The sequence below is a fragment of the Spirosoma soli genome, from assembly GCF_042684525.1.
Classification (GTDB): domain Bacteria; phylum Bacteroidota; class Bacteroidia; order Cytophagales; family Spirosomataceae; genus Spirosoma; species Spirosoma soli.
In genome coordinates this window covers 176,484-201,063 of sequence record NZ_JBHULN010000006.1, presented here as the reverse complement: position 1 = coordinate 201,063, position 24,580 = coordinate 176,484, and the positions used below count along the sequence as shown (strand labels likewise).

Sequence of the window (24,580 nt, the reverse complement as noted above, 5' to 3'; positions counted from 1 at the left end):
TTATAGTATTTTAACAGGCATTCCCGAACTTTGCCGAACAGGATCAGCTTACAAAGCTACCATATAAACGTATGCGCTGGAATCAATTTCAATCCTATCTGTGGAGTCTGCTGCTTGGCGGGTGGCTGATGATGGCCTGCTCGCCATCCGACGATCAACGGCCCGATAGCTTGATTCCCGAAGAGCGTATGGCGGCTATTTTAACGGAAGTACACCTCGCCGAAACTCGCGTGAGCCGACTCGGCTTACGATCCGCTGATTCTTCTAACATTGTGTACAAACATTTAGAAAATCAGATCTTTAAGAAGTTTCAGGTCGACACGGCATCTTATCGGAAAAGCTACATCTTCTATTCGTCACATCCTCAGCAAATGGAGACTATTTACAAACAAGTCACCGAAAACCTGAAAAAGAAGGCGGAAGCTAAAAAACCGGCGCGCTCATGACTATTGGTATCATTGGTGCGGGCATTTCGGGCCTGACCTTAGCTTACGAGTTGCAACAGCGCGGTATTGATTACCATCTCTGGGAAGCGTCTTCTGAACCGGGCGGCTACATCCGTTCTCGCCATGAGACCTTAGACAACCGGGCGTCTTATTTGTATGAGCTTGGTCCAAATTCGCTACTTGGCGACGCTGATTTAGTAGCCTGGCTGGATAAGTTAGGGCTCAGGGACGAAATAATCTTTAGTAGACCCGTCAGTAAAGCCCGCTATATTTTTCGTGATGGTAAATATCGTCAGTTACCGGCTGGTCCACCTTCGTTGCTGTTTGGCAGCTTCTTTAGTTGGAAAACCAAGCTGGCTATCTTCCGCGAACGTAATAACAAGACAATTTCGCCACCGGGCGAAACCCTAGCGCAGTTTTTCCGGCGTCGGTTCTCTGATGAGATTGTTGAGTACGCGCTTGGACCATTTGTGGGGGGTATTTACGCGGGCGATCCAGAGCAGTTATTGGTATCAGAGACCTTTCCGGTGCTGCTGCAGTATGAACAGGAATACGGCTCCGTACTGAAAGGGTTGATAAAAAACCAGTCGACAACCGGCCGGCGGCAGTCGTTTAGTTTTAAAGAAGGGATGCAGACCCTGCCCAATGCCCTCGCATCCAAACTGACTGGTCTTTCCCTTAACGATGCTGTACAGCAGATTCGCCATGACAGTGACGGTTGGCACGTTGACAGCGCAACCGGAACCCAAACCGTTGACCAACTGGTTGTAGCCGTTGGCACCGATGCGGCTGCCCGGCTTGTTGAACCTCATTACGCTGAATTAACTCAGGCCTTGCGCCAGGTTACGTATCCACCCATGACGGCGGTTCATTCGGTGTATAAACGTGTCGATGTTGGCCATCCACTGAATGGCTTCGGCGGATTGAATCCAAACATTGAAGGTCGTTTTGCCGCAGGTCATATCTGGAGCAGTTCAATTTTTGAAGGGCGTTGTCCCGACGATGAGGTTTTGTTCACTACGTTTGTGGGTGGCCAGACGAATCCTGACAACGCCCGGCAACCCGACGAGATTATCTTCAGGAATGTCCACAAGGAACTAGCAGAAAGCTTTAGTATCAAGGCCGCTCAACCAATTCGCAAGAATATGTACCGTTGGGAGCGGGCCATACCACAGTACGATACGGCTATCAGGGCGCTGAAAGATCCGGTTGAACGCGCCCAAATTGACAACCTGTTTGTATGCGCTAATTGGTACGGTGGCGTTTCGCTGTCCGATTGCCTCAATAAAGCCCGAAAGCTAGCTAGGGAGCTTGTTTCTAAGCCATTAGTTAACAATTTTTAATGATTTTTTTGTACAAAAAGCAACGTCTTTGCTGTTGTACAAGTACTAAGTATACTAACCCACTTGACAGTAGTGAAAGAACGTTTGGTTGTAATTCCGACATATAATGAAATAGAGAACATTGAAGCTATTGTCCGGAAGGTCTTTAGCCTATCGTTACCCTTCGATGTGCTCATCGTGGACGACGGTTCGCCGGATGGTACTGCCCAGCGTGTCCGCGACTTACAGGAGGAGTTTCCGCCAAACGGTAGCTCCCTGCGGCTTCATTTGCTCGAACGGCGTGGAAAGCTGGGGTTGGGCACCGCTTATATTGATGGCTTTAAATGGGCCTTGTCCAGAGGATATCAATACCTCTTTGAGATGGATGCGGACTTTTCGCATAATCCTGAAGACCTCATTAAACTGTATCATGCCTGTGCAAGCGACACCCCTAACCGGGCTGATGTAGCCGTTGGTTCTCGTTACATCCGGGGCGTCAACGTAGTAAACTGGCCAATGGGGCGGGTGTTGATGTCGTATTTCGCCGGCGTTTACGTCCGGTTTATTACGGGCATGTCCGTTATGGACCCTACCGCTGGGTTCGTATGCTACCGGCGCGAAGTGCTGGAAGTCATCCTGCACAATCCGATTAAGTTTGTAGGTTACGCTTTTCAGATTGAAATGAAGTTTACGTGCTGGAAATACGGTTACCGCATTACAGAAGTGCCTATTATTTTCACTGACCGCACGAAAGGGGTGTCCAAGATGTCTTCCAAAATTTTCAAAGAAGCCGTTTTTGGGGTGTTGCAAATGAAAATCAGCAGCTTTTTCCGGCACTATATCCCACGCCAGGAAGCATCTACCAAGGCACAGGAGCCTGTAGATGCCGTATAGACTTAGCGCTTAACTGACTCAGTTTTATAAACATATTTTGCTACATATAAGACAAACCCCCATGTACAGATCTTCTATACATGGGGGTTTGTCTTACTGACCAGACTATAAGCTGTTATAAGTTGCTTTGGGACATCTATACGAATTTCTGGAACTACTGCGAAATCGCTTCGTTAAGCCTGGTTTGCTCTCTTACTTTTAGCATGTTGTAAACGTCTTCCCGAATAAATGTACGTTTGAAACTTTCGGTGGAATGCACTAATACATACCCAGCTTCCTTTAACTGATTGCACGCTTTTTTAATACGGTAATGAAATGACTTATCTTTTGCATGATGCACCTCGTCAAATTCTACCAAAATTATTTTTACATCCAGATTGTCTTCAACAATTGAATTAATAACCGTGTATTCTGCTCCTTCAATTTCCATTTTAACCAGATCGACCGCAGTATGCCCTAACATAGTCATTAGGTTACCCAAACGATCAACAGGAGCTTCTATGTAATTACCGGTTTCTTTGAACAGATAAACGGAATGAGAAACGTAATTTTCTTTTTCTGGCTCATAGAACTTCAACGTTGTTTTACAGTCCCAGACACCTATTTCCACAAAATTCACTTCTTCCAACTGCTTTGCTGATATCTGGTAGGTGAACGGTGCATTATCATGAATTGTAAGTCGCTCCCCTTTTTCAGCGTACTGCTTCAATTTCTGAAAATGGCTGATACCTTCCGGGGTCGGGTCAAATATGTATACTTGCGCATCATACATGACTTTCAGTTGCGTATCAAACGAAATATCATCCCCGGCGCCAATGCAGTAACAGATAGAATCGCTATTTAAAAAATCTTCTGGGATGTGATAACCATGATAGACCGAGCCAATATGGGTTAAATTGCGTATTGGCTTTACGCCTTGTTGTGGGTGTATTCCCAGTATCTTTTTTGCCAGACCAGCTACTTTTTTCATTAATGTCCTTCCATTTATTACAGACTAGTACAATGCATCTTACTACTAGAATATAGTTTCTCTAGCTGCTACCGAATTAGACGATGAAAAATGGGAAAGGACACTCAATAAGTTACAATTAAATTCCGATCAATAAAGCCTTGTAAACAGGTAGTATAGATGGTCAGCGCTTTCATAAAACTTTCATACCTAGCTGCTCCAGAAAGCGGTTATACGTTTCTTCTGGCACATCGATCTCCAGACGCTTGTGCGAATTGGTAAACCCAGCTACAATTGTTACGTTAGATTAGCAACCCCCAATCGTTTCGCTGTAAACTCGATCAGGTAGGCATTTGCTTTACCGTCCTGTGCAGGCGCTTTAATTTTAGCATTCAACTGCCCGGCAGCATCGTAGAATAGTTAATCTACTTTGCTACCGGGCTTAACCTTAAGATGTAGCGTCATCCGTCTGAAGCTAGCAGATAACGATGCTCATCTGACCGTATAGTCCAGCGCAGGACGCTTGCTTACAGCCCGCTTTATTTGACGCTGCTCATCAGTTGCTCGGCCAGTATTGCAATGCCTTCTTCAAACGTATGCGGATCGTAGCCGAGCACCGTACGCGCTTTGTCCAAGATGAAGCCTGTCCGTCCGGGGCGACGTGCCACCTGCGTAAAGGTAGAGCTATCGGCCTGCGTAATGAGCGATTTGTCCAGACCGAAATAATCGGCGGTTTTGATAGCCATGTCGTACGGCGTCAAGACCCCTTTGCCGGAAATATTAAAAATACCCTCGGCTTCTTTATCGGCAATCAGATAACAGCCCATTGCCAGATCTTCGGCGAGGGTTGGGCTACGCCATTGGTCGGTTACAACCTTGATATTCTTACCGTCTTCCAACGATTTTTTAACCCAGAGAATGATGTTGCTGCGGCTCATGTCGTGGGCAATGCCATACACAAGCATCGTACGGGCAATGGCCCACCGTATTGGGGCGGCTCCTTCACCCGAATGAATCACCACTTTCTCGGCGGCATATTTGCTCCAACCATAAAAGCTGACCGGATTAGCTTCCGCGGTTTCATCGTATGGCCCAGCCGAGCCGTCGAAAATGAAGTCAGTTGAAACATGCAGCAAGAAAGCCCCTGTCTGACGGCACGCTTCAACAATGTACTCAACGGCCTTTACATTCTGCGCCCAGCAGGCCTCTTTCTGTAACTCACTCTTATCCACATCCGTCATAGCAGCAGTGTGGATAACTACGTCCGGGCGTACCTCGTTAACTACGTCGAGTACTTGCTGACGGTCAGTTATGTCCATCGAGCGATACGTGTAACCATCCGAGAAAGGGAGTCGATTGTCGCCCCGCGCCGTAGCCGTTAGCTCAACGTCCGATTGCTGGGTGAGCAGACCAACCAGCTTTTGGCCCAATAGACCATTAGCACCTGTGAGAAGAATCTTTTTCATAATTGTATGCTGCAAGATTGGCGAACCGCTTCTTACAGGTATTTATATCCGTATTGCTTTGTGATCTTCTTTTTCTTCACCCATTCGCCGGTCATGGTCATGCGGAGGTCTTTCAGTGGACGGTCCTGAGGGCTTCGAGGCTGCCTGGCAACGCTGTCTACTACAGCCAGCCCATCAATTACCTCACCAAATACGGTATAATTGCCATCCAAATGTGGTGTACCACCCAGGGTTTTATAAACCTGCTTTTGTTCATCGGTGAAAACGCGCTCAGGGGCACGACTTCGGCTACGGTCAATCTGCTTTTGTAATTCGTCGTCGGTCCAGACCCGGCCTTGAACCACATAGAATTGGCATCCACTCGATGCCTTTTCGGGATTATTATCACGGGCGGCCGCTAACGCGCCTTTCTTGTGAAAAAGTGTCGGGACAATTTCTGCCGGTATTTTGTAGCCCACATCGCCGTTTCCCAGGGACTCGTCGGCGGCTGCTCTTCGGGAGTTGGGATCTCCGCCTTGAATCATAAACTTCTCAATGATTCGGTGAAACAGTAGGCTATCGTAAAACTTCTGATTAACGAGCTTGATGAAGTTCTCTTTATGCTTCGGCGTCTGATCGTACAGAACAACCCGCATAGGGCCGTAGTCGGTGGTTAGCGTTACCACGTAATCTTTCTTCTTTCTGTTTTGCGCGAGCGACAGAACTGGCAAAAGCAGCAAAAGCATGACTATTTTCTTCATGAGAAATGCTCAACAAGGGCGATTTATAGCAAAACCTGGTTTTGGAATACGTCTTTGAGCCGCTGGTCGTGGGTAACAACAATCAGGCTGGCTCCTATTTGCTCGGACTGCTCGCGGAGAAGCCTGACAACCCGCTCCGTGTTTTCATCGTCGAGATTAGACGTTGGCTCATCGGCCAGAATTACGTCGGGTTGGTTCATCACGGCGCGGGCAATACTCACGCGCTGTTGCTCACCCTGGCTAAGCTGGTGCGTTTTTTTGGTGAGCTGATCGCCAAAACCCAATTGCATGGCCAATTCGCGAGCGCGGTTTTTGTCCTGTAGTTTGCCCGCCAGATAATTAGCCAGCAGCAGGTTATCCAGCACCGACAGCGAACTAACAAAATGAGGCTTCTGATAAACAATACCAACGTGCTTAGCCCGGAATGCCGCGGTTTCGGCTGGGCCAAGTTGCGTTAAGTCGGTTTGATTGATGACAACTGACCCGCTTTTAGGCCGGAGTAACAACGCCAGCAAGTGCAACAGCGTCGTTTTTCCTTTCCCGGAGCGGCCCAGAATTAGTAAAGCTTCGCGGTCGGCGCAGCGCACGTCAGGAAACGTAAACTGTTTGGTGGGGCCGTATTCGAACGTGAGTTGGTTGGTTGCTAGCATCGAATTAGGATGACTACTGGCAAAAGTAAGTAAAAGTTGTAATTTCGCTCGCTATCGGCGTCAGCTTCGCCTGGCCTGCGTCCCCGCAGGTCTTCTGCCATTCGTACACAAAAGAGACCCCGTGGGGACACAGGGTATGATGAAGAACTAATCTTGAAACGAATCGCTCTGTTTGCCTCAGGTTCCGGCTCTAACGCCGAAAAAATTGCCGATTACTTCGCCGACAGCACCAACGTAGAAATTACGTTAGTTGCCACGAATAATCCTAAAGCGGGCGTCATTGAACGGGCCCGTCGTGGATTTGGTCGGCAAACGCACGTTCCGGTATTAGTTTTTGATCGAACAACCTTTTACGAAACGGATCGCATTACTGAACTGCTCCAAAAGCAGGGCATCGATTTAATTGTGTTAGCTGGCTTTATGTGGCTCATGCCGGGTGGTCTGGTGCAGGCTTTCCCAAACCGGATTATTAACATTCATCCCGCCCTGCTCCCGAAATTCGGCGGTAAGGGTATGTATGGTCACTTCGTTCACGAAGCGGTTGTCGCAGCCAACGAGACAGAATCGGGTATCACCATTCATTACGTAAACGAACGCTACGACGAAGGCCAGATCATTTTTCAGGCCTCCTGTCCCGTATTGCCAACTGATTCGCCGGAAGATGTTGCCCGTAACGTACAGGCGTTGGAACACAGGCATTACCCAAGAGTTGTGGCAGACGTGTTGCAAACTATGAACTACTAACAAGCGAGCCACTATGAAAAACGTCTGCCTGCTGCTCATGACATTAGTACTGGCGGGTTGCTTTAAACCCATGATTTATCTGCAAAACCAGCCCAACTATCCGGTCGATGTCTTTTATGAGAATCAACGGCCCGAACGCCCCTTTGAGCCGCTGCAGGACCTGGAAACCAAAGGCGAAGTCCCATTGGATGAGCGGCAGACGGTTAATAAGCGAATGCTGAGCCGGGGTAACGACATGCAACAGAAAGAAATGCTCCTGGCCCGCCTGACGATGCAGGCTAAGAAACTGGGAGCCGATGCCTTAGTAGCCGTGCGTTACTCCTATTACACATCCATGACGAACAACGGTTACATCATGACTGGCCTGGCCGTTAAATACAAGAAAGAACACGAAAATGGGCAATAGAAAAGCCGGTACAAACCACATCCTCAGGATGTTGGCGTATACCGGCTTTTCTATTGCCCAGTACTATCTATTTTACTTCTTCGTAGTCAACGTATTCTCCTCCTTTGAACGAGGTATTTCCCTTTGGTGAGCGATTCTCCACGCGAACTTCGCCCTCACGACGCTTGCCATATACATCGCCCTGGCGCTTCTGCTGTTTTACCAGTTGCCGACCAACCAGCAGGTAGAAAACAAACCGGCGCACGGGGGGTACAAACAGAATGATCAGGGTAATGATGAAGAGATATTTAAACAGCATAATCGGGTGTCGTTATGTATAATAAACGTCGTGTTAACGCGATTAGTTTTTTGTCGTCTAAAATAGGCCTAAGTCTGTGTTTCCCCTGTAAGCCAGTCGTTAAACCACTACAAGTAAGGGGTCCTTTCTACATGAAAGAGTACGTTCATCGCGAACTACTGTCCATACAACGCTTTCCCGGCGGCTTCATATTTATCACCAGCCGACCACTGCGGACGTGTAGGGCGATCGGCGATCAAACGGGCCGCATGCGCATAGGCCTGACAATAGCGCTGCAGGTAGTTATAATCGAGTGATTCGGGGTTATCGATGGCCTGATGATAATATTTAGCAATCGCTTCATCGAACGATTTGAAACCCGCCGAAAACGTCGGAGCTGGAACGCCTTTCACCGCGAAATTAACATTGTCAGACCGGTCGAACAAACCCTGTTCAGGAGCGGGCTCGGCAAAGACACTTAGTCCAAATGCCTTAGCGCCCATTTCTATTTCGTTTTTAGCGCCAGTCCGTTCAAGACCAATTACGGATACAATGGTCGTGTCGTTATAACCTGCTCCATCTGTGTTTAAGTCAAAAACGGTTTGTTTGAGAGGAACTAGCGGATGCTCGGCGTAATACCGGCTGCCCAGTAAACCTACCTCTTCGCCCGTCAGCGCCAACACCAGCACCGACCGTTTGGGCCGTTGTTGCGAGAGTGCTTTGGCCGCTTCCAGAAGCGATACGGTCCCAAACGCATTATCCCGCGCCCCGTTGAAGATGCTGTCCGAAGGTTGATAGGCGCTACCACCCTGTTTTCCGACGCCTACGTGATCGAAATGCGCCGACAAGATCACGTATTCGTCCTTGAGCTTCGGGTCAGTGCCTTCAATAACGCCCGCTACGTTGGCCGAAGTCACAGTTGTTTGCTGACGCCCCGATGTTTGTAATCTGACGGTAGTACCAGCTTCTTTCAACTGACGGTATTGGTTATTGGCGTTGTTTACCCACAGATGCGCCAGACTATTATCGCTACCGATCGTGGACACCGTAACCTGTTCCCGATTGAAATATTGGTTGACAAAGCCCCACGGGATCGATTCGCTGTAGAGTTCGATTAAAGCAGCAGCTCCTTTTTCGGTGGCTAACTGACGCTTCTGGCTTGAGGCACTAAAAATCTCTCTGGGTCCTTTAGCATCGGGTGAGCCCCCTTGAGCGACCACGATACGCCCCTTTACATCGAGGTCTTTATAAGCATCACCTAATCCATAGCCAACGTAGACAACCTCACCCGATAGTTCAACGGGTTTGCCAGCCATAACAACCAGCTCTTTGCCGAGCTTCAGCGTGTCTTTGCCGATGTTCATCGTAGCAGCGGTGGCAGGCATCACTTTCTGTAGTGTGATCTGCTGGAAGTAGTCCTGCTGGTCGGGTGCCTTCGTTAAACCTAACTTCCGGAATTGTTCGGCAATGTATTCGGCGGCTTTTTGGTTGCCCGGCTCGCCGGTTCGACGTCCTCGTAATTGGTCGGATGCCAGAAATCGCATATGCGCTTCTACTTCAGCCCGCGAGATTGAGTATTCAGGAAGTTTCTTAGCTGTTGATGACGTAACTGCACCCGGCTTATTCTGCCCCCTAACTGATGCCATTATCAACGTTAAGCCTGTCCAAAGGGCCAGGCGGGTAAATGCGTTCATGAGAATTAAATTTGTGTAAAGCTACAAAAAAGCGTTTCCCATCCGAACCATGCTTATTTAGTGCTCATTACACGTACTCTATTCGCTTCCCCCTACTAATCAACTTTTTCGGTAATGCTGACGGGCGAAACGCATAAATGTGTCGGCAAGGCCTTCACTAACGCCCTGAAGTTGGATGGAGTACAAATCACGCTGAATAATAAGATCCTGAACATCTACAACCTTCAACGTACCGGCCTGTAGTTCATCCTGCACGGCAAAGACAGACACGAACGCCATGCACCGTGAGCTACTCAGGTATGACTTGATACTTTCCGTACTGCCTAAGTGCATCTCAATCGTTAGATCAGTCAGTTTTACCCCTGCCCCTCGCAGAGCATGTTCAATTACTTCGAGAGAGCCGGAACCCCGCTCTCGTAACAAAAATGGTACGTCTCGTAGCTCGTCCAGGGTAATCTCATCGCGATCGGCCAACGGGTGATCAGCACGGCAGACCAGAACAAGCTCGTCTTTGACAAAGGGGGTATACCGAATGTCACTGTGGTGCGTTCGTCCTTCCACCAGGCCCAGGTCAATGTCGTTATTGAGCAGCTGTTGTTCAACCTGTTCGGTATTGCCGCTCAGCATAGAGATCGAAACGTCTGCGGACTGCTCATGAAATCGGGCCAGCACTGGCGGAATAACGTACTGCGCTACGGTCGTGCTGGCACCTAATCGTAAAGTTCCGCCCGGTTGCCCTTTCAGCGCATTCATATCGAATTCCAGCTGTCGATACGTAGCCATAATGGTTTCAGCGTGCCTTAATAAGAGGTTTCCGGCCGTCGTAAGGCTAATCTGATTGCCACGTCGATCGAAGAGGGCCGTACCGAAATGATGTTCGAGTTCCTGAATGTGCTTCGTTACAGCAGGCTGTGTTACGTATAATTCAGCGGCTGCTTTAGTAAAACTAAGCCGCTTGGCAACCGTATAGAAAACGTTCAGGCGAAAATCGAGCATAGCTTTACACGTTAAACAAGCGGTTTAGCCAGTTCACAAAACGAAGGCAGAGGTTGGTATTGTGGTCGAGATAGGTCTTAGTAAGCGCCAAACCCATCGGAGTACCGGGGTCTTTTTGCCAGGCCAGCCAGGTATGAATAAAGGCTTTTGCCCGATGATATTGCGGATCATACCGACTTTCTATATCCTGTTCCTCTATCTGGGATAATGTCTGTTCAACAAATGGCTTTAATAAATCCCCTTGGGGAATCAGATAGCTTACAAAATCTTCGAGCATTCCTGATTGTGAGTTATCAGGCATGAGCCAGATGCCAACGTTTGGATTGCGTCCAACGCCTTCAATGACTGTTCCGTCAGCTCCTGGCGAGGTTGGAACGGGATACCCCTCCTGCTGTAAAATATTACAGATGCTCTTCCAGCGGGCCTGTAAGTCATAATCGGCATCCAGGACGATACCTATCGCAGCAATTTGCGGTCGCTGAAGTTTAATTCTGGCAGTAATTTGATCAGGCATTTTATCAACGCCCTCACAATCTATAATTTCAAAATTGTCGGTTAGTTGATGTTGATTACGAATACTAGCCGTTACGTACAAATCGTCTTTCCCCTCTACCAGTAGTTTATATGGAAACTTCTTGCGGTTAATGAACTCACTCATCGGGGATCAACGTGAACACGGGTAGTAGATAGAATTTCATCGGCATCATAAACCGTAGCCTCGATATTGCCTTCGTAATTTTCAAGACGAATCATCATACCGGCCTCTTTGGCTTGTTTTCCATTATTTAAGATAGCCGAAAAGGCTTCGACACAGTCAAGGCTATGTGTGGTAGCAAATACCTGAACGTTGAGCCGTTCGGCAAGATAAAAGATGATCTCCCACAACTTTTCCTGAACGGAGTAGTGTAAGCCGTTTTCAAATTCGTCGATGAGCAAGTAACCGTTTTCACAGTTGACCATAGCCAGAATAATAGCTAAGATACGGTTAATACCATCCCCCATTGAACGAAGAGGAACAGGAGTAGCATTGGCTTCTAAACGCACAACTGGGTATCGCTTACTACTCAATGGATCTACTCTAAAAGCAAGCTTGATGATAGATTCATCAATAATCTTTAATGCACCAATTACCTCATCTTCTAAGTCCGTTGTGGCAATCTTATCATAAAGCCAGCCAATGTTGGTACTATCTATCTCATTAGATTTTACAAACTGGTTTTTAATGTCGTTAGGCCAGTAAAATGAATAATTACTTCGTTGCGTAGGGTCTAAAATGCTTAAGGGTTCAATAGCATTAGTTTGCTTATTGCTTTCTATCATAAAAACCAGCTTTTCCTTAGGTTCACCAGAGATATTTTCTAAATTCTTCTTAAAAGAACGAAGGTTAAACCTTAAAATACTTTTAGTTTCTCCCTCATTAATATCTATAGTCACTCCATCGTATATATAATCGCTGGAGCGATTGGTGAACAAGGATGTAATTAAGGCTTGGCTACGCGAATATTGATCCTCTGATATTGATTCAAAAACCCCTCCTCTTGCTTCTATACACTCATATATTGCATCTAACCGACCGTAGTTCGCCCATAGATATATTGCTTCCAGCACCGACGTCTTTCCCGTATTGTTCTTACCCACCAGCAAATTCACCCGGCCTAGCTTCTCAATAGTCAGATGGCGTAAATTGCGGTAGTTGCGGATTTCAAGTGAGCGTAGCATAACCACGATTGTTAATAAAAATCAAAGTACGAGGTAATATTAATATTAACAAAAAGGCCCGCTGCTTAGCGAGCCTTACAGTATTTAGTGATCATAATTGCTTTTCCTTAGGCCGCTTATACAACGGCACCGTGCTGCATGGTTCGCCAAACAAGAGGCTTTGCACCACCGGCTTCAATACACGCGTCAACTCCACATAAGCGGCTGTGGGTACCGGAACTTTAGAACATCCTTTCACCACGACACGAGCATCCTGGTAATCGGCCGGGTTGATGTGGGCAATAGCGTCGAAATATAACTTTTCTTCCAAGTCGGTCAATGAGCCGAACACAACGGCGTGGGCGTAAGGCTGAAGCTGAAGCGTAAGCAGCATATAAGCCCAGGTGGGTATAATGGCATCTTCCGAACAGGTCATTGCCACGTTCTTACCAGCATACTGACTCCAGTCATGTTCTTTCAGGAATGCGCGAAAGTCTTTTTCCTTCAAAATTAACCCCATATACAGGTTGTCTTTCAGGTCATAGACTACTCGCTCCCCTGGGTGGTAGTACTCTTCCAGATCAAGCGTAACGAGGCCGCTGTTGGCTACACGATTAACAATTTCAGCTTCCATGAGGGCTATCTGCTATTTGGTCTAAAACAGCTTACAAACACAGAAAGGTTCTTGGATATCGCCCATTAAAGACACCGTTGGGTTGGTATTTTTTGTTACTTTTGTTCTTATATCTAAGATCGAACCGTCCCTAAACGATTGGCCAATGAAATTCATCGTTTCCTCGTCCGTACTACTCAAGAACCTCCAAAACATCAACGGCGTCGTGGCGACCAACCCGATTGTGCCGATTCTCGAAAACTTCCTGTTTCGCATTGAAGTCGGACCGGACGCATCCGGCGGTACGTTGACTGTCACGGCATCGGACCTGCAAACAACCATGACGACGCAGATTCCGGTGGAAACCAGCGAGAACGGAGCTATCGCTATTCCCGCGAAGTTGCTGTTGGATACACTGCGGAGCCTGCCCGAACAACCTGTTACGATTAACATCGACACAGATACGTTTGGTACTGAAATTCTGACCGACAACGGGCGCTACAAACTGTCAGGCGAAAACCCGATTGACTTCCCAAAACTGCCAACCGTTAATAAGAATATATCGGTGGATATGTCTTCCGATGTGCTACTCGGGGCTATCAATAATACGGTCTTCGCTACCAGCACAGATGATTTGCGCCCAGCCATGACGGGAGTTTATCTGCAATTAGCTGCCGATAATGCTACGTTCGTAGCTACCGACGGACACCGGCTCATTCGCTACCGCCGGACCGACCTGGGTTCGTCGTCTAGCTCGTCGCTCATCATTCCTCGTAAGGCACTGCAATTGCTGAAAGCATCACTTCCAGAAAACGTACCGGTTACGGCCGAATTCAGTCAGGCCAATGCGTCGTTTACCTTTGGCCCGACGCAGTTAATTTGCCGGTTGATTGATGAGCGCTTTCCAGATTACGAAAACGCTATTCCGACCAACAACCCGAACGTAATGACCATCGGTCGGACGGATCTGCTCAACTCCCTTAAGCGGATCATGATCTACGCTAACCGCACCACGCACCAGATTCGGTTGTCGCTCAAAGCTAATTCGTTGACCATCTCTGCCGAGGATTTAGATTACTCGAACGAAGCCAACGAGAAATTACTCTGCGACTACGACGGCGACCCAATGGAGATTGGTTTCAACGCTAAGCTTATGTCGGAAGTATTGAGCAACCTTAGTGCAAAAATGATTACGCTCGAACTGTCAGCCCCTAACCGCGCTGGCCTGCTCATTCCGGCGGACAAAGAAGAAAACGAAGATATCTTGATGCTGGTGATGCCAGTGATGTTGAATACGTACGCGTAAAAAAGTTATAAAGCTGTAGGGTTGTACAGTTCTAGAGTTGCTCCGCGTGCCCTGCTTGCGTTGGTTAACTTTAAAACTGCACAACCCTACAACTTTATAACCCCCTACCTATGCCCAAACGCACCGCGCCAGCCTTAGTCTTCATCTTTATTACCCTTTTGATTGATGTCACAGGGCTGGGAATTATTATTCCGGTTTTTCCGAAACTGATTGAGCAGCTTATTCATGGAAATATTAGCCAAGCCGCTAGCTACGGGGGTTGGCTGACGTTCTCTTATGCGGCCATGCAGTTCATCTTTTCGCCAATTTTGGGAGGATTAAGCGATAAGTATGGACGTCGACCGGTGCTGTTGTTTTCATTGTTAGGTTTTGGTCTTGACTACATCTTGCAGGGTTTTGCTCCGAGCATTGGCTGGCTGTTTGTGGGCCGCATGCTGGCGGGTGTTACCGGTGCGAGCTTCACAACGGCCAGCGCTTATATCGCTGATATCAGTACTCCTGAAAAACGAGCCCAGAACTTCGGGCTCATTGGCGCGGCTTTCGGTGTCGGCTTCATTTTAGGACCAGCCATGGGCGGTTTTTTAGGGCAATACGGCCCCCGGGTTCCGTTTTTTGTGGCGGCCGGCCTAACCATGATTAACTTCTTCTATGGTCTGTTTATTCTCCCTGAATCACTTGCCCCCGAAAACCGTCGGCCCTTTGACTGGCGACGTGCTAACCCAATCGGTTCGCTAATGAGGCTGGGCAAGTATCCGGTCATTCTGGGCCTTGTAGCCTCGCTTGTGCTTATTTACATTGCCGGATTCGCCGTGCAAGGCACCTGGACCTTCTACACTATGGAGAAATTCAAGTGGGACGAAAAAACCGTTGGGCTATCGCTGGCTACGATTGGTTTATCATTCGCTATTGTTCAGGGAGGGCTAAGCCGGGTGATCATACCAAAGCTGGGCCAGCAGCGGTCAGTTTACGTTGGCTTGCTTTTTAGCGCCATAGGCTTTGCTCTCTTTGGCTTTGCCAATCAAAGCTGGATGATGTTCGCGTTTATGGCGGTTTATGCCTTGGGCGGTATTGCAGGACCTTCTATTCAGGGCATCATCTCCAATCAGGTACCTGCCAATGAACAAGGGGAATTACAGGGAGCGCTCACCAGCCTAACCAGCACAACGTCAATCTTTGGGCCGGTGATTATGACAAACCTGTTTTCCTATTTTACGTCGCCCAAAGCGCCTGTTTACCTTCCGGGCGCCCCGTTTTTCTTGGGCTCGATCTTAATCCTGATCAGCGCCATCCTCGCCCGGCGCGGCTTTGCCGGTGCTAGCCTGCCGAGTTGGTTACTGTGGCCTTACAGAATAAGCTCCACTAAAGCGAAAACACAACGTTAAACTTCAGTACCATCTGATCTTCCGTTTTTAGACCCATCAACGAGGGACGTTCGACATTATGGTCGCTCAGGTTTACCGGAAATTCGCCAGCAATGGTCATCTTTCCGCCAGCTTCTTTACGGGTAGCTACTAAGGTTACCGGTTTCGCAACGCCATGAAACGTGAGGTTGCCTTTAGCCGTTAACGTACCGTCTTCGCTTGCTTTTACGTCTGAACTCGTAAAGGTTACGTTTGGGTATTTTAGGCCATCCAGCACTTCCATAGCGTGCGAGTCGCGGTTGTTATTTTGACTGTCAAACGAGGCCACTTTAATTGACACAGCGACTGTTTCGGGCTGTTTAGTATCGTCATTGTAAATCATGGCACAATTGACGTCATGACTGACTCCTTCCCACTTATGAAGCGGATGTTTTGCCGCATAGGTAACCGTAGACAGTGATTTATCCGCTATTAATTTGCGCTTGGCTAGCAACGCTACTTTCGATAACTCTGATGTTGGAGGGACAACAAAAGCACACAGCAGCCAAATGGCTAATGCGCCGAAATAAGCCTGTTTCATAACTTCAAGTTTGGGAATGCGTAATCAACTGGTTAGGATAATCAGAAGTAATGAGTCCCCTATCCAGTTGATTACTGTGTAATACGATCAAAAGGTTAAAGCAGCAATGGAAACGGCGTATGCCCCAAATGTGGCATAAGCCGCGGCCCGGTGATAAGGCTTTAGTTCATAATTCGTTTGAATCATCTGAGCGAGCACATTCGTGGCAACCATACCCGTCAGGTGAACAATAGCCAGGTATTTATGCAGCTTAATGGAGGTGAAACCACGTCTGGCACCCACTACCGGCGGAGGTGTTGTGAGCGAGAGCGCCAGTGTAGTAGCATAGGATATATTGATAAACGTAGCCGATCGTTCGTGCCACTTCTTGGTATCAACATACTCCTGCCCCTGGGCATTGTAGAGCTTAGCCCCCAGCAGGCCCTGCGCAACAAAACCGGCTAATGTCACAAAACCACCAATCTGATGCGTTATCAGCATTGTCCGCCGAATTTTTAATTCTTTCGCCCGGCCTTCGGCTGTTAAAGGCGCTACGTTCATAACCCGTAATAAACCTTTAGGTCCCCAGAACGCGCGTTGCGTAAAGATCATCTTGCGCGGTAGCAATGGCTGACTTTCGGTAGAATCAGTCATACCGGCTAACAGCGCGTCGGCATCGGATGCGGCTGGTACAATAGTAGTATCTCGGCGCACGGCCGTAGAATCCTGCGCCTGTATCGAACCTAAACTGATCAGCAGGCAGAGCACAAAAAAGGTATGTCGCATAGAGTGGCAGATCAAAATGTTATTCCGTAACCTGAAGCTTGTTGCCGTTTTCGGTGAGCACTGTTTTGTAGACTTTCAACGGTTGGGAGGCTGGACCATTTTCGACAGCGCCCGTTTTCGAAAATTCTGACAAGTGATTAGGACACAAGAAGTCATCTTGCGCCAGCCGGTAGCGCACGTCGGTACCAGCGTGCGTGCAGGCTTTAGCTAACGCTACATAACTGCCTCCCTTAACACGAGCAACAATAATGCTATCCTTGTAAACAAACTCCCCGTCGGTTTTAAGCTTGCTGTAATCAGCGGTAGTCAAATCCAGGGTAAAATCTACTTTTCCGCTTCCAGTACCAGGGTTAGGATTGGGTTGTGGATCATTATTACTGCTGCTGGAGCAGGATGTAAGCGTGCCCATGCAGTAAAATGACATTAAGGCTGCACTGCTCATGCCCAAGCTACGCAAGAACTCTCCGCGATTCATTTCGGTGGTCTTCAAGTTGTTTTTCATTGCTTCGATATTTAATGTAGTTACATGAATGAGAGATTAGAACAGGTATTAACTTTTATTTGTGATAATGTGTGACTTTAAAAATTTGGTTGAACGGCAATAATCCATTTCAGAGCTTATAGCGAATTGAGAAAAAGCCCCCGGTACTCAGTAGGTTAATTTTATAATAGCCAACTCCTTTGAGTGGCACTTTTATAAACGGTTCAACTTGCCACGATAGTCGTCGGCTCAATGCTCGCTCGTAACCCGCTGAAAGATTCAACTGACTAAATCCGTAGCCTCCCGTACTTCCATGCCATTCGCGTCTGTCAGGATAAATATGTGGATTGTCTGGTTCAGCATAGTCATATATGTAATCTTCCTGACGCATAATGTAGCTTGTAATACCCCCGCTTACGAACCATCGACTTGGCAAAAGCCCATTTAATCGAGGTCGCAAGGCAACATCATACCGTAGATTAATTGGAATATCAATCATGTTACACTGGCCGTCAACGCCCTCCGGCAACACATACCACTTGTTCATATAATAAGGCATCTCATAATCGGTCATAGCGGCCTTGTAAATCTTGGTACTTCGGATTGCCCCAGCCTGAAGGCTCCAGCGCGGCCCTAGCCGATACTCTAACAACAGACCTACGTTTGTACCCGGCCGCGAAAAGTTGCGTAAACCTATTCCACTCAAATCGGGGGCAACAATGAGTCGAACACTTAGGCCTCGTAGGTACGTTGGCTTATGGGCGGCCAATCGGGTAAATGTATCAGGTTGTGCGGTTACTTCTCTCGCTGCAAAGGCCAGAGGCTTAGACCATTTAGCGGGCCTGATGCCTAACTTGCCCACTGTTAACGCTGGAAACGACTTGGTCACGCTCAAATCAGCACCCATCTCGCTGACACTTGTAGTTTCATTGGACAAGGATACATAACCCAGATTTCGTGCCGCACGACGTTTGGTAAACGATAGAGAATTTACCAGCTTATTGGTTGTCGAGAAGCCAGTTAAAACGCGGTTGTCTTTCGAAGCAACCGGTTTATTTCTGGATTGGACCCTTCTCCTATCGCTTATGCTATAATGAGCTTTATTAAATCCAGCGCTCGTCTTCTTGCGCGTCGTAATCAACGATGACCTGGCCCGATCAACACCAACTGCTGACTTATACGCCGATGACACGCGTTTCGTTGCCCTATCAGCCCCTGAAAAAACGTTTCTATCTTTTCCTGCAGCGTTTTCTACCCGAGCAGTCGGTTTACTATCGTCATCCAACGGTTTGTTGGCTTTGGCAACCAGCTGATCTTCGGAAGCTGGTTGCTTAGAGCCGCCGTCGGCAGACGCTGGGGAATGATTTAGTTGATTGACTGCTTCGTGCTGTTGGTGGTTACTAACCTGTTGATCCGCCGGTGGGCGAACGGCTAGTTTTTTTGTTGAAATACCGCGGGTTGCAGTTCGCTCATATGCATCGTAAGCGTACCAGCTCCCTAACAACACCAGCAATAGTGCGACGGGTAATCCCCAGCGAAGTAAGTTTTTCCAGATTGACGGTTGCCCCGGACTGGTCTGGTCATGCTTGTCCAATCGGCTTTGCATGGCCTGCCAGGCTGCCGGATCAAACGAGGGATCGAACTCTTCAGCCGACTTTCTGAAGAGGCCGTCCAATTGGTCATCGGTTAGCTCTTGCATACTCATCGTAGTTTACATTCTTTAACAACAAACGCAGGTTCTCCCGCGCCCGCGCCAGATTTGACTTCGACGCACCCACCGAAATGCCGAGCTGACCAGCAATTTCCTCGTGCGTGAATCCATCCATAACATACAAATTAAAAACCAACCGATAAGCCGGTGATAGCCGCTGAATCATAGCCAGCAGGTCCTCATGCGCCAGTTGACTGTAGGCATCAGCCGACTGCGATACGGCAGTTTGCTCGGCTTGCTCAACGGCTTCGTGGTTATGATGACGGACTTCCTGCCGGTAATGGTCAATAGCCGCATTGATCAGAATACGCCGGAGCCACCCTTTGAATGGCTGTTCAGGATCATACTGATCGAGCCGCGTAAAGACTTTAAGAAATCCATCGTTTAAGACTTCCAGCGCCCCTTCGCGGGTGGGTGCATATCGCAGGCAAACACTCATAGCATACCCGTAAAACTGCCGGTAAAGCAGTTCCTGACTTTGCCGATGATTACGCAGGCAACCAGCCAACAAATCGGGTAAGGCCGGTATGTTAGGAGCGTTGGCCATTCTTTATAGTCGGATAAAAAACAGGTGGTAAAGTTTCAACAGCCGCTAATCGAAAACACTATTTTATTTAATGAAACTTCTCCTCCATAATCCTGCAAGCGACACAGTAAACCGTTTTGAAACTTAATTGGGAGCTTCAGTGGTGGTCGTATTCACTACTGGCCAAACACCCGGCCTGGCTGGGCGAACTTACCCCCTTGGTAGCGCCCCGGACGCCCTGGTCAGGCCCGAAATAATAAAGCGGCCAGCCTTTATAGCTCAGTTGTGTTTTTCCAACGGCATTTGTAGTGCTAGTAGAAAAGTCAGCCCTGTTCAATCCTGAAGGAATTTCTCCCAGCGTTGCCGACGTCTCGTAAATGGGCCAGGTAGCGTTATTACTTAAATCGGCTTTAGTATAGTTATTTTTATTCTTCTTGTCATTAGCGAACGCGTATAGTGTACGTCCGAGGCTATCGGTCAAAAATAATGAATTTCCCTTGCCTTCCTTTGTGTCGAACGTATAGCTCTTTCCATCATTGCCAACCAATTGCCGCGAAGCCAGCATCACGGTGTAATTGGTTTTAGCAACCATCCAGACATTGCCGACGTTCTCGCCGGTAACGTCTCCGGCTTTCGTATCGTTTTTGTAATAATACAGGGGCCAGCCTTTATACGTCGTTTGCTTGGTATTATCGGTCCGGGTGATGGTTGCAAAGTCGCTGGCCTTCAAGCCGGTACCTAGCGTAAGATTTTCCTTATAAAATATGGGCCAGTTGGTTACACAGTTACCAGTGCAACTAGCATCACCTGCCACATCGGCGGCAAAGAAATAAAGCGTTTTGCCGCCTTCGCCGGTTAAGACGTTGCCGAGTGTAGTGGCCCTCACTATCACGTCAGACGTAGGAATAGTAGGGTTTTCCTCGTTACAAGCCAACGTAGTTGTGATCAACACAACGATCGCTAACACTCTGTAAGAAGCGAATGATTTCATTATATCAACTGTGTTTAAGGTGAGAACAGTTGAACCGGTTCATTCGGCAATACGGGAAGTACTCAGGAAGGGTTGCGTTAGCCAAAAAAAATAGTTAATCATTCTTCATCCGCCCGGCGATCTGCCCGTATTTCAGGAATCGTGTCGGGGTCAATCAAGCCGAGTGCAGCAGCATGCTCGGCAGCGGCAACGGTATCAGCCACCAACAGCATCGGTACATTGGCGGCTTGGGCCGTTCGGATGAGCTCGCGCACAGATTCGTCACGGGTTTCGGGCGTGACATCGCGGATATAAATAGCCAGAATGCGCCCTGGGTTGTCGCGAACCACCTGTGTGTAGATTTCGGGGTCCTGCTGACCGCTATCGCCGATAAGCACGAAGGGGAGCTGCGGGTTCACATCCAGGACTTTACGAATCATGGCCAGCTTATGCGTATGGTGCGATGAAGACGATAATAGTTCAGGATTGAGCCCTAAATCGCGCAGCAATATGGGCCCTTTCGGTATACCTTGGATACGAAAGAAATCGATTAATAAATCATAAAGATTCCAGGGACTGCTCGATACAAAGTAAATGGGATTGAAAAGCGTTGTAACAGGGCCGCTTTGCAACGCCCGATAAAAAGCCGCCACGCCCGCAAATGGCAAGCGGGTATAAGCGTTACCCAGAAAAGTGAGCCGGGCAGTTTGAAGCAAACTCGTAGCCCCGGTCACTAACACCGTGTCGTCAATGTCAGAAATAACCCCGAATTGGCTATACGGGGGCGACACCATCAAATAACCGTCTTTCACAATCGGCTCCTGTGTGTTCGGCTGCACAACCCCATCTAACGAATAACGTACTGGAAACCAGGCCCGGCCGGGTGGTAAATCGTTGGGGGGATTTATAGTAATCTCAAAATAGCCTTCTTCATCTGTAACAGTAGTGTATGATTTCCCGAATGCCTCGACACGCACCGTTACCCCAGATACTTCGTCACTCTCAAAGCGCTGGTACGTAGCCAGGATATTCTGCCAGAACGTGTCATTGTCCGAGGGTGTGCTTAGATCGCGCTGCCGCAACACACGCCCTTTGAGCCAAACAGCCGTTGGGCTACCGAACCCCCGGTAATAGACAATCTTGTACGGCTTATCAGCATCGAGCCTCCCGAACAAGCGGTTCTTGAGTCGGTCGAATTGTACTTCAGCATCGGCCGATGCACTTGTTAGTAATTCTTTCCAGGTTGTCATGCTATAGCTCGTTCATAATCTTCCCACTCGTCAATGTCGGTCAATTCCTCCAGCCGTTCAAACGTCAAGCCGTTTTGCAGAATGGCCAGTTCAGTAAGTTCAGCTAATTCAGGCTGGCTCCAGGGCATGTTTTCAAACAAAAAAGGGTACAACCGATTCATACCTAATAAATAATACCCGCCATCGGTAGCCGGTCCAATCACAACGTCAGCTTGATTAAGTGCGTCGAACGCTAACCGGATATGGTCGGGCGTAATAGTCAGACAGTCGCTGCCAATGATGACTACCCGGTCGGCAATTTCAAACTGTTCACAAAAGGCATTCAACATTCGTTGGCCCAGATCATTGCCCACTTGTAACCGTTTGTCGTAACCGTTCCAACCATCATCTGGATTAATAAAATCGCCGTAATAAACAACTCGGTGGTAAGGTAGCCTGCTAGTGATTTGTTGGGTGTATTTCAGTAAATGTTGATACACCTCTACGGCACGTTCGTTTCCCACGGTTCGGGCGATACGTGTCTTAACCTGACCTGGAATTAGGTTTTTTGCGAAGATAATAAGGTGGTCGTTGGACATACGAGGTTTGTCGGACCGCCGAAGCGGTGGTAACTTGCGGGCAAAATCGTCAATCGGCCGTTTCAATTCAACCGAACGATTAATAAAAGCTATGACCAAAGAAATTGTTTATACCGACCAGGCCCCTGCGCCGATTGGACCATACAGCCAGGCTGTCAGAGTTAGCGGAGCCTCCACAGCCGGCATGTTATTCATTTCGGGCCAGGTAGCTATCGAGCTGGCGCCACTTGGTGACATCCAGGCCGAAACCCAAAAGGTGATGGAAAACATTGGCGCTATTTTGCGAGCGGCCGGTTTAGACTATACCAATATCGTCAAGAGCAGCATCTTCGTGAAGGATATGAACAATTTTGCTGCGATCAACGAAGTATACGGTCGTTTTTTCGCATCCGAGCCACCCGCTCGCGAAACGGTAGAAGTTGCTCGTCTACCCAAAGATGTTAACGTTGAAATTTCAGTTATAGCAGTTCAATAAGGAGTGAAATTGGACCGCCGAAGCGGAATGAAAGAGTGACTAATAAGTATCGCTCTTTCGCTCATTCACTCCGCTTCGGCGGTCCGATTTCGCTCATTCATACTCTTATGTCAACTCCCGTTCGCGTTCGTTTCGCACCTAGCCCTACCGGCCCCCTACACATTGGGGGAGTGCGAACTGCGTTATACAATTACCTTTTCGCCCGCAAAATGGGCGGTCAGATGCTCCTTCGTATTGAAGACACGGATCAAAACCGCTTCGTGCCGGGTGCTGAAGAATACATTCTGGAAGCTTTAAAATGGGTAGGCATTCACATCGACGAAGGCCAGGGCGTCGACCGTGGCGACGGACCGGGCCCGCATGCGCCCTATCGTCAGTCGGAACGTAGAGACATTTACCAGAAAGAAGCCGAGCGTCTGGTTGCCGAAGGCAAAGCCTATTACGCCTTCGATACGGCTGAAGAGCTGGACGCCATGCGTAAACGGCTCGAAGAAGCAAACGCTCCGGCCGCCCAATACAACTCTATTACGCGGATGCAGATGCGCAATTCGCTAACCATGAAGCCTGACGAAGTAAAGGCGCGCATGGAAGCGGGCGAGCCGTATGTTATCCGGTTGAAAACACCCCGGAAAGAAGAAGTCCGCCTGAACGACCTCATTCGCGGTTGGGTGAATGTTCACTCATCAGCGATTGATGACAAAGTGCTACTCAAGTCGGATGGCCTGCCCACGTATCACCTGGCGAATATCGTCGACGATCATGTAATGGGCATCACGCACGTTATTCGGGGAGAAGAATGGTTACCATCGGCACCGCTGCATGTTTTGCTGTACCGCTATTTGGGCTGGGAAGATACCATGCCTCAGTTTGCTCATCTGCCGCTGCTGCTCAAGCCCGAAGGCAACGGCAAGCTCAGCAAACGAGATGCAGATTTGGGTGGTTTCCCGATTTTCCCGTTGCAATGGACCGACCCTGTTACAGGACAAGTCGCTAAAGGGTTCCGCGAAGACGGTTATCTGCCCGAAGCGACTGTCAATTTTCTGGCGCTGCTGGGCTGGAACCCCGGCACGGAACAGGAGCTGTTTACGATGGAAGAACTGATCGCCAGTTTCGACATTGCGCAGGTTCACAAGGCAGGGGCCCGATTCGATATTCAGAAGGCCCAGTGGTTCAATCATCAGTATATTCGTCTTCGTCCGGATGCCGAGCTGGCCCCAACAGTACAACAACAGGCTGAAGCGGCAGGATTTGCGTGTCCACCCGAAAAGGCCGAGAAAATTGTCGCCTTGCTGAAAGGTCGCGTCAACTTCGCCCATGAGATATTCACTGAAGCCGATACCATTTTCAATGCGCCTACCACGTACGATGAAACCATTGTAGCCGCCAAGTGGAATGATGACGCGGTGAAAGCGGTGACTGCTTTTCACGATGCGTTACAAAACTTTGAAGACGATTTTGTGGCCGATGCCATTAAGCACACGTTGGCCGATGCCATGCAACAAGCAGGTATTAAACAAGGCAAAATTATGCAGGCCATGCGCTTAGCGCTGACCGGTTCAGGAGCGGGACCAGACCTAATGCTGACCATGGAAATTATAGGCAAGCAAGAAACCATCAGCCGCTTAGAAAAAGCGCTTACTACGCTGAAAGTACCTATTAGTTAAGCTTTTTTTAAACCTATA

Annotated in this window: 28 protein-coding genes; 9 read left to right on the top strand and 19 right to left on the bottom strand. The window is 48.4% G+C overall.

Annotated features, from left to right (window positions below):
• Window positions 1-71: 71 nt before the first annotated feature.
• The 3 genes from ACFSUS_RS12060 to ACFSUS_RS12050 all read left to right on the top strand — a co-directional run bounded on the left by ACFSUS_RS12060 (window position 72) and on the right by ACFSUS_RS12050 (window position 2,662).
• A complete protein-coding gene (locus tag ACFSUS_RS12060) occupies window positions 72-446 on the top strand; it encodes a DUF4296 domain-containing protein (protein WP_381522842.1) in 375 nt (124 codons plus the stop codon).
• On the top strand, window positions 443-1,789 hold the full coding sequence (gene hemG, locus ACFSUS_RS12055; RefSeq protein ID WP_381522841.1) for a protoporphyrinogen oxidase: 1,347 nt from the start codon (window positions 443-445) through the stop codon (window positions 1,787-1,789). Before ACFSUS_RS12060 ends, hemG begins: the two co-directional genes overlap by 4 nt.
• A 72-nt stretch (window positions 1,790-1,861) precedes the next feature.
• Window positions 1,862-2,662, top strand: coding sequence for a polyprenol monophosphomannose synthase (locus tag ACFSUS_RS12050; RefSeq protein ID WP_381522839.1), 801 nt, complete (start codon window positions 1,862-1,864; stop codon window positions 2,660-2,662).
• A 154-nt stretch (window positions 2,663-2,816) separates the two neighbouring features.
• Here the strand turns inward: ACFSUS_RS12050 and ACFSUS_RS12045 are convergent, their stop codons facing one another.
• The 5 genes from ACFSUS_RS12045 to ACFSUS_RS12025 form a co-directional block, all read right to left on the bottom strand.
• Complete coding sequence (locus tag ACFSUS_RS12045; RefSeq protein ID WP_381522838.1) at window positions 2,817-3,632, bottom strand: FkbM family methyltransferase; 816 nt, start codon at window positions 3,630-3,632, stop codon at window positions 2,817-2,819.
• Between the two features lie 276 nt (window positions 3,633-3,908).
• A complete protein-coding gene (locus tag ACFSUS_RS12040; RefSeq protein WP_381522836.1) occupies window positions 3,909-4,007 on the bottom strand; it encodes a DUF167 domain-containing protein in 99 nt (32 codons plus the stop codon).
• A 143-nt stretch (window positions 4,008-4,150) separates the two neighbouring features.
• The gene (locus ACFSUS_RS12035; RefSeq protein ID WP_381522834.1) at window positions 4,151-5,077 is read right to left on the bottom strand and encodes an SDR family oxidoreductase; all 927 of its coding nucleotides are present in this window, start codon (window positions 5,075-5,077) and stop codon (window positions 4,151-4,153) included.
• A 32-nt stretch (window positions 5,078-5,109) separates the two neighbouring features.
• The gene (locus ACFSUS_RS12030; protein WP_381522832.1) at window positions 5,110-5,817 is read right to left on the bottom strand and encodes a peptidylprolyl isomerase; all 708 of its coding nucleotides are present in this window, start codon (window positions 5,815-5,817) and stop codon (window positions 5,110-5,112) included.
• A gap of 23 nt (window positions 5,818-5,840) precedes the next feature.
• On the bottom strand, window positions 5,841-6,467 hold the full coding sequence (locus ACFSUS_RS12025) for an ATP-binding cassette domain-containing protein (RefSeq protein ID WP_381522829.1): 627 nt from the start codon (window positions 6,465-6,467) through the stop codon (window positions 5,841-5,843).
• A 153-nt stretch (window positions 6,468-6,620) separates the two neighbouring features.
• Here ACFSUS_RS12025 and purN point away from each other — a divergent pair, with 153 nt between their 5' ends.
• Both purN and ACFSUS_RS12015 read left to right on the top strand, forming a co-directional pair.
• Entirely contained in the window at window positions 6,621-7,211 is a 591-nt protein-coding gene (purN, locus tag ACFSUS_RS12020; RefSeq protein ID WP_381522826.1) for a phosphoribosylglycinamide formyltransferase, read from the top strand.
• A 13-nt stretch (window positions 7,212-7,224) separates the two neighbouring features.
• Window positions 7,225-7,617, top strand: a complete 393-nt coding sequence (locus ACFSUS_RS12015; RefSeq protein ID WP_381522823.1) for a hypothetical protein — start codon at window positions 7,225-7,227, stop codon at window positions 7,615-7,617.
• A gap of 67 nt (window positions 7,618-7,684) precedes the next feature.
• Here ACFSUS_RS12015 and ACFSUS_RS12010 read toward each other — a convergent pair whose 3' ends face one another.
• The 6 genes from ACFSUS_RS12010 to ACFSUS_RS11985 all read right to left on the bottom strand — a co-directional run bounded on the left by ACFSUS_RS12010 (window position 7,685) and on the right by ACFSUS_RS11985 (window position 12,916).
• The gene (locus ACFSUS_RS12010) at window positions 7,685-7,915 is read right to left on the bottom strand and encodes a DUF4834 domain-containing protein (RefSeq protein WP_381522821.1); all 231 of its coding nucleotides are present in this window, start codon (window positions 7,913-7,915) and stop codon (window positions 7,685-7,687) included.
• A 155-nt stretch (window positions 7,916-8,070) separates the two neighbouring features.
• The gene (locus ACFSUS_RS12005) at window positions 8,071-9,588 is read right to left on the bottom strand and encodes a M28 family peptidase (protein ID WP_381522819.1); all 1,518 of its coding nucleotides are present in this window, start codon (window positions 9,586-9,588) and stop codon (window positions 8,071-8,073) included.
• A 99-nt stretch (window positions 9,589-9,687) separates the two neighbouring features.
• Window positions 9,688-10,584: a LysR family transcriptional regulator gene (locus ACFSUS_RS12000; protein ID WP_381522818.1), complete on the bottom strand. Its 897-nt coding sequence runs from the start codon at window positions 10,582-10,584 to the stop codon at window positions 9,688-9,690.
• A 4-nt stretch (window positions 10,585-10,588) separates the two neighbouring features.
• Window positions 10,589-11,242, bottom strand: coding sequence for a DUF3226 domain-containing protein (locus tag ACFSUS_RS11995; protein ID WP_381522816.1), 654 nt, complete (start codon window positions 11,240-11,242; stop codon window positions 10,589-10,591).
• Complete coding sequence (locus ACFSUS_RS11990) at window positions 11,239-12,303, bottom strand: AAA family ATPase (RefSeq protein ID WP_381522814.1); 1,065 nt, start codon at window positions 12,301-12,303, stop codon at window positions 11,239-11,241. Before ACFSUS_RS11990 ends, ACFSUS_RS11995 begins: the two co-directional genes overlap by 4 nt.
• A 91-nt stretch (window positions 12,304-12,394) precedes the next feature.
• The gene (locus tag ACFSUS_RS11985) at window positions 12,395-12,916 is read right to left on the bottom strand and encodes a DUF2480 family protein (RefSeq protein ID WP_381522812.1); all 522 of its coding nucleotides are present in this window, start codon (window positions 12,914-12,916) and stop codon (window positions 12,395-12,397) included.
• A 145-nt stretch (window positions 12,917-13,061) separates the two neighbouring features.
• Between ACFSUS_RS11985 and dnaN the strand changes: the two genes are divergently transcribed.
• Window positions 13,062-14,201 (top strand): DNA polymerase III subunit beta, encoded by a 1,140-nt coding sequence (dnaN, locus tag ACFSUS_RS11980; RefSeq protein ID WP_381522810.1) that lies wholly within the window; start codon window positions 13,062-13,064, stop codon window positions 14,199-14,201.
• 110 nt (window positions 14,202-14,311) lie between these two features.
• The gene (locus ACFSUS_RS11975) at window positions 14,312-15,583 is read left to right on the top strand and encodes a TCR/Tet family MFS transporter (protein WP_381522807.1); all 1,272 of its coding nucleotides are present in this window, start codon (window positions 14,312-14,314) and stop codon (window positions 15,581-15,583) included.
• Here ACFSUS_RS11975 and ACFSUS_RS11970 read toward each other — a convergent pair.
• The 8 genes from ACFSUS_RS11970 to ACFSUS_RS11935 form a co-directional block, all read right to left on the bottom strand.
• Window positions 15,561-16,142, bottom strand: a complete 582-nt coding sequence (locus ACFSUS_RS11970; RefSeq protein ID WP_381522805.1) for a YceI family protein — start codon at window positions 16,140-16,142, stop codon at window positions 15,561-15,563. The two genes, ACFSUS_RS11975 and ACFSUS_RS11970, sit on opposite strands and share 23 nt — an antisense overlap.
• Before the next feature lie 87 nt (window positions 16,143-16,229).
• Window positions 16,230-16,907 (bottom strand): hypothetical protein, encoded by a 678-nt coding sequence (locus ACFSUS_RS11965; protein WP_381522803.1) that lies wholly within the window; start codon window positions 16,905-16,907, stop codon window positions 16,230-16,232.
• Between the two features lie 19 nt (window positions 16,908-16,926).
• On the bottom strand, window positions 16,927-17,409 hold the full coding sequence (locus ACFSUS_RS11960; protein WP_381522800.1) for a QcrA and Rieske domain-containing protein: 483 nt from the start codon (window positions 17,407-17,409) through the stop codon (window positions 16,927-16,929).
• 109 nt (window positions 17,410-17,518) lie between these two features.
• Window positions 17,519-19,087 (bottom strand): porin family protein, encoded by a 1,569-nt coding sequence (locus tag ACFSUS_RS11955; protein WP_381522798.1) that lies wholly within the window; start codon window positions 19,085-19,087, stop codon window positions 17,519-17,521.
• Window positions 19,068-19,646: an RNA polymerase sigma factor gene (locus ACFSUS_RS11950; protein WP_381522796.1), complete on the bottom strand. Its 579-nt coding sequence runs from the start codon at window positions 19,644-19,646 to the stop codon at window positions 19,068-19,070. The genes ACFSUS_RS11955 and ACFSUS_RS11950 overlap by 20 nt, the downstream gene beginning before the upstream one ends.
• A gap of 136 nt (window positions 19,647-19,782) precedes the next feature.
• On the bottom strand, window positions 19,783-20,616 hold the full coding sequence (locus tag ACFSUS_RS11945) for a hypothetical protein (RefSeq protein ID WP_381522794.1): 834 nt from the start codon (window positions 20,614-20,616) through the stop codon (window positions 19,783-19,785).
• A 98-nt stretch (window positions 20,617-20,714) separates the two neighbouring features.
• Window positions 20,715-21,845, bottom strand: a complete 1,131-nt coding sequence (locus tag ACFSUS_RS11940) for an App1 family protein (protein WP_381522791.1) — start codon at window positions 21,843-21,845, stop codon at window positions 20,715-20,717.
• On the bottom strand, window positions 21,842-22,489 hold the full coding sequence (locus tag ACFSUS_RS11935; RefSeq protein ID WP_381522789.1) for a TIGR04282 family arsenosugar biosynthesis glycosyltransferase: 648 nt from the start codon (window positions 22,487-22,489) through the stop codon (window positions 21,842-21,844). The genes ACFSUS_RS11940 and ACFSUS_RS11935 overlap by 4 nt, the downstream gene beginning before the upstream one ends.
• A 25-nt stretch (window positions 22,490-22,514) precedes the next feature.
• Here ACFSUS_RS11935 and ACFSUS_RS11930 point away from each other — a divergent pair, with 25 nt between their 5' ends.
• Window positions 22,515-22,898: a Rid family detoxifying hydrolase gene (locus ACFSUS_RS11930; RefSeq protein WP_381522787.1), complete on the top strand. Its 384-nt coding sequence runs from the start codon at window positions 22,515-22,517 to the stop codon at window positions 22,896-22,898.
• A gap of 107 nt (window positions 22,899-23,005) precedes the next feature.
• The gene (gltX, locus tag ACFSUS_RS11925; RefSeq protein ID WP_381522785.1) at window positions 23,006-24,562 is read left to right on the top strand and encodes a glutamate--tRNA ligase; all 1,557 of its coding nucleotides are present in this window, start codon (window positions 23,006-23,008) and stop codon (window positions 24,560-24,562) included.
• Window positions 24,563-24,580 lie beyond the last annotated feature (18 nt).

What these genes read in the sequence shown, in the direction of transcription:
- ACFSUS_RS12060 (WP_381522842.1), top strand. Translation starts at nt 72, where the DNA reads ATGCGCTGGAATCAATTTCAATCCTATCTGTGGAGTCTGCTGCTTGGC.
- hemG (WP_381522841.1), top strand. Translation starts at nt 443, where the DNA reads ATGACTATTGGTATCATTGGTGCGGGCATTTCGGGCCTGACCTTAGCT.
- ACFSUS_RS12045 (WP_381522838.1), bottom strand. Translation starts at nt 3,632, where the DNA reads ATGAAAAAAGTAGCTGGTCTGGCAAAAAAGATACTGGGAATACACCCA.
- ACFSUS_RS12035 (WP_381522834.1), bottom strand. Translation starts at nt 5,077, where the DNA reads ATGAAAAAGATTCTTCTCACAGGTGCTAATGGTCTATTGGGCCAAAAG.
- ACFSUS_RS12030 (WP_381522832.1), bottom strand. Translation starts at nt 5,817, where the DNA reads ATGAAGAAAATAGTCATGCTTTTGCTGCTTTTGCCAGTTCTGTCGCTC.
- ACFSUS_RS12025 (WP_381522829.1), bottom strand. Translation starts at nt 6,467, where the DNA reads ATGCTAGCAACCAACCAACTCACGTTCGAATACGGCCCCACCAAACAG.
- ACFSUS_RS12015 (WP_381522823.1), top strand. Translation starts at nt 7,225, where the DNA reads ATGAAAAACGTCTGCCTGCTGCTCATGACATTAGTACTGGCGGGTTGC.
- ACFSUS_RS12010 (WP_381522821.1), bottom strand. Translation starts at nt 7,915, where the DNA reads ATGCTGTTTAAATATCTCTTCATCATTACCCTGATCATTCTGTTTGTA.
- ACFSUS_RS12005 (WP_381522819.1), bottom strand. Translation starts at nt 9,588, where the DNA reads ATGAACGCATTTACCCGCCTGGCCCTTTGGACAGGCTTAACGTTGATA.
- ACFSUS_RS12000 (WP_381522818.1), bottom strand. Translation starts at nt 10,584, where the DNA reads ATGCTCGATTTTCGCCTGAACGTTTTCTATACGGTTGCCAAGCGGCTT.
- ACFSUS_RS11995 (WP_381522816.1), bottom strand. Translation starts at nt 11,242, where the DNA reads ATGAGTGAGTTCATTAACCGCAAGAAGTTTCCATATAAACTACTGGTA.
- ACFSUS_RS11990 (WP_381522814.1), bottom strand. Translation starts at nt 12,303, where the DNA reads ATGCTACGCTCACTTGAAATCCGCAACTACCGCAATTTACGCCATCTG.
- ACFSUS_RS11985 (WP_381522812.1), bottom strand. Translation starts at nt 12,916, where the DNA reads ATGGAAGCTGAAATTGTTAATCGTGTAGCCAACAGCGGCCTCGTTACG.
- dnaN (WP_381522810.1), top strand. Translation starts at nt 13,062, where the DNA reads ATGAAATTCATCGTTTCCTCGTCCGTACTACTCAAGAACCTCCAAAAC.
- ACFSUS_RS11975 (WP_381522807.1), top strand. Translation starts at nt 14,312, where the DNA reads ATGCCCAAACGCACCGCGCCAGCCTTAGTCTTCATCTTTATTACCCTT.
- ACFSUS_RS11970 (WP_381522805.1), bottom strand. Translation starts at nt 16,142, where the DNA reads ATGAAACAGGCTTATTTCGGCGCATTAGCCATTTGGCTGCTGTGTGCT.
- ACFSUS_RS11965 (WP_381522803.1), bottom strand. Translation starts at nt 16,907, where the DNA reads ATGCGACATACCTTTTTTGTGCTCTGCCTGCTGATCAGTTTAGGTTCG.
- ACFSUS_RS11960 (WP_381522800.1), bottom strand. Translation starts at nt 17,409, where the DNA reads ATGAAAAACAACTTGAAGACCACCGAAATGAATCGCGGAGAGTTCTTG.
- ACFSUS_RS11955 (WP_381522798.1), bottom strand. Translation starts at nt 19,087, where the DNA reads ATGCAAGAGCTAACCGATGACCAATTGGACGGCCTCTTCAGAAAGTCG.
- ACFSUS_RS11950 (WP_381522796.1), bottom strand. Translation starts at nt 19,646, where the DNA reads ATGGCCAACGCTCCTAACATACCGGCCTTACCCGATTTGTTGGCTGGT.
- ACFSUS_RS11945 (WP_381522794.1), bottom strand. Translation starts at nt 20,616, where the DNA reads ATGAAATCATTCGCTTCTTACAGAGTGTTAGCGATCGTTGTGTTGATC.
- ACFSUS_RS11940 (WP_381522791.1), bottom strand. Translation starts at nt 21,845, where the DNA reads ATGACAACCTGGAAAGAATTACTAACAAGTGCATCGGCCGATGCTGAA.
- ACFSUS_RS11930 (WP_381522787.1), top strand. Translation starts at nt 22,515, where the DNA reads ATGACCAAAGAAATTGTTTATACCGACCAGGCCCCTGCGCCGATTGGA.
- gltX (WP_381522785.1), top strand. Translation starts at nt 23,006, where the DNA reads ATGTCAACTCCCGTTCGCGTTCGTTTCGCACCTAGCCCTACCGGCCCC.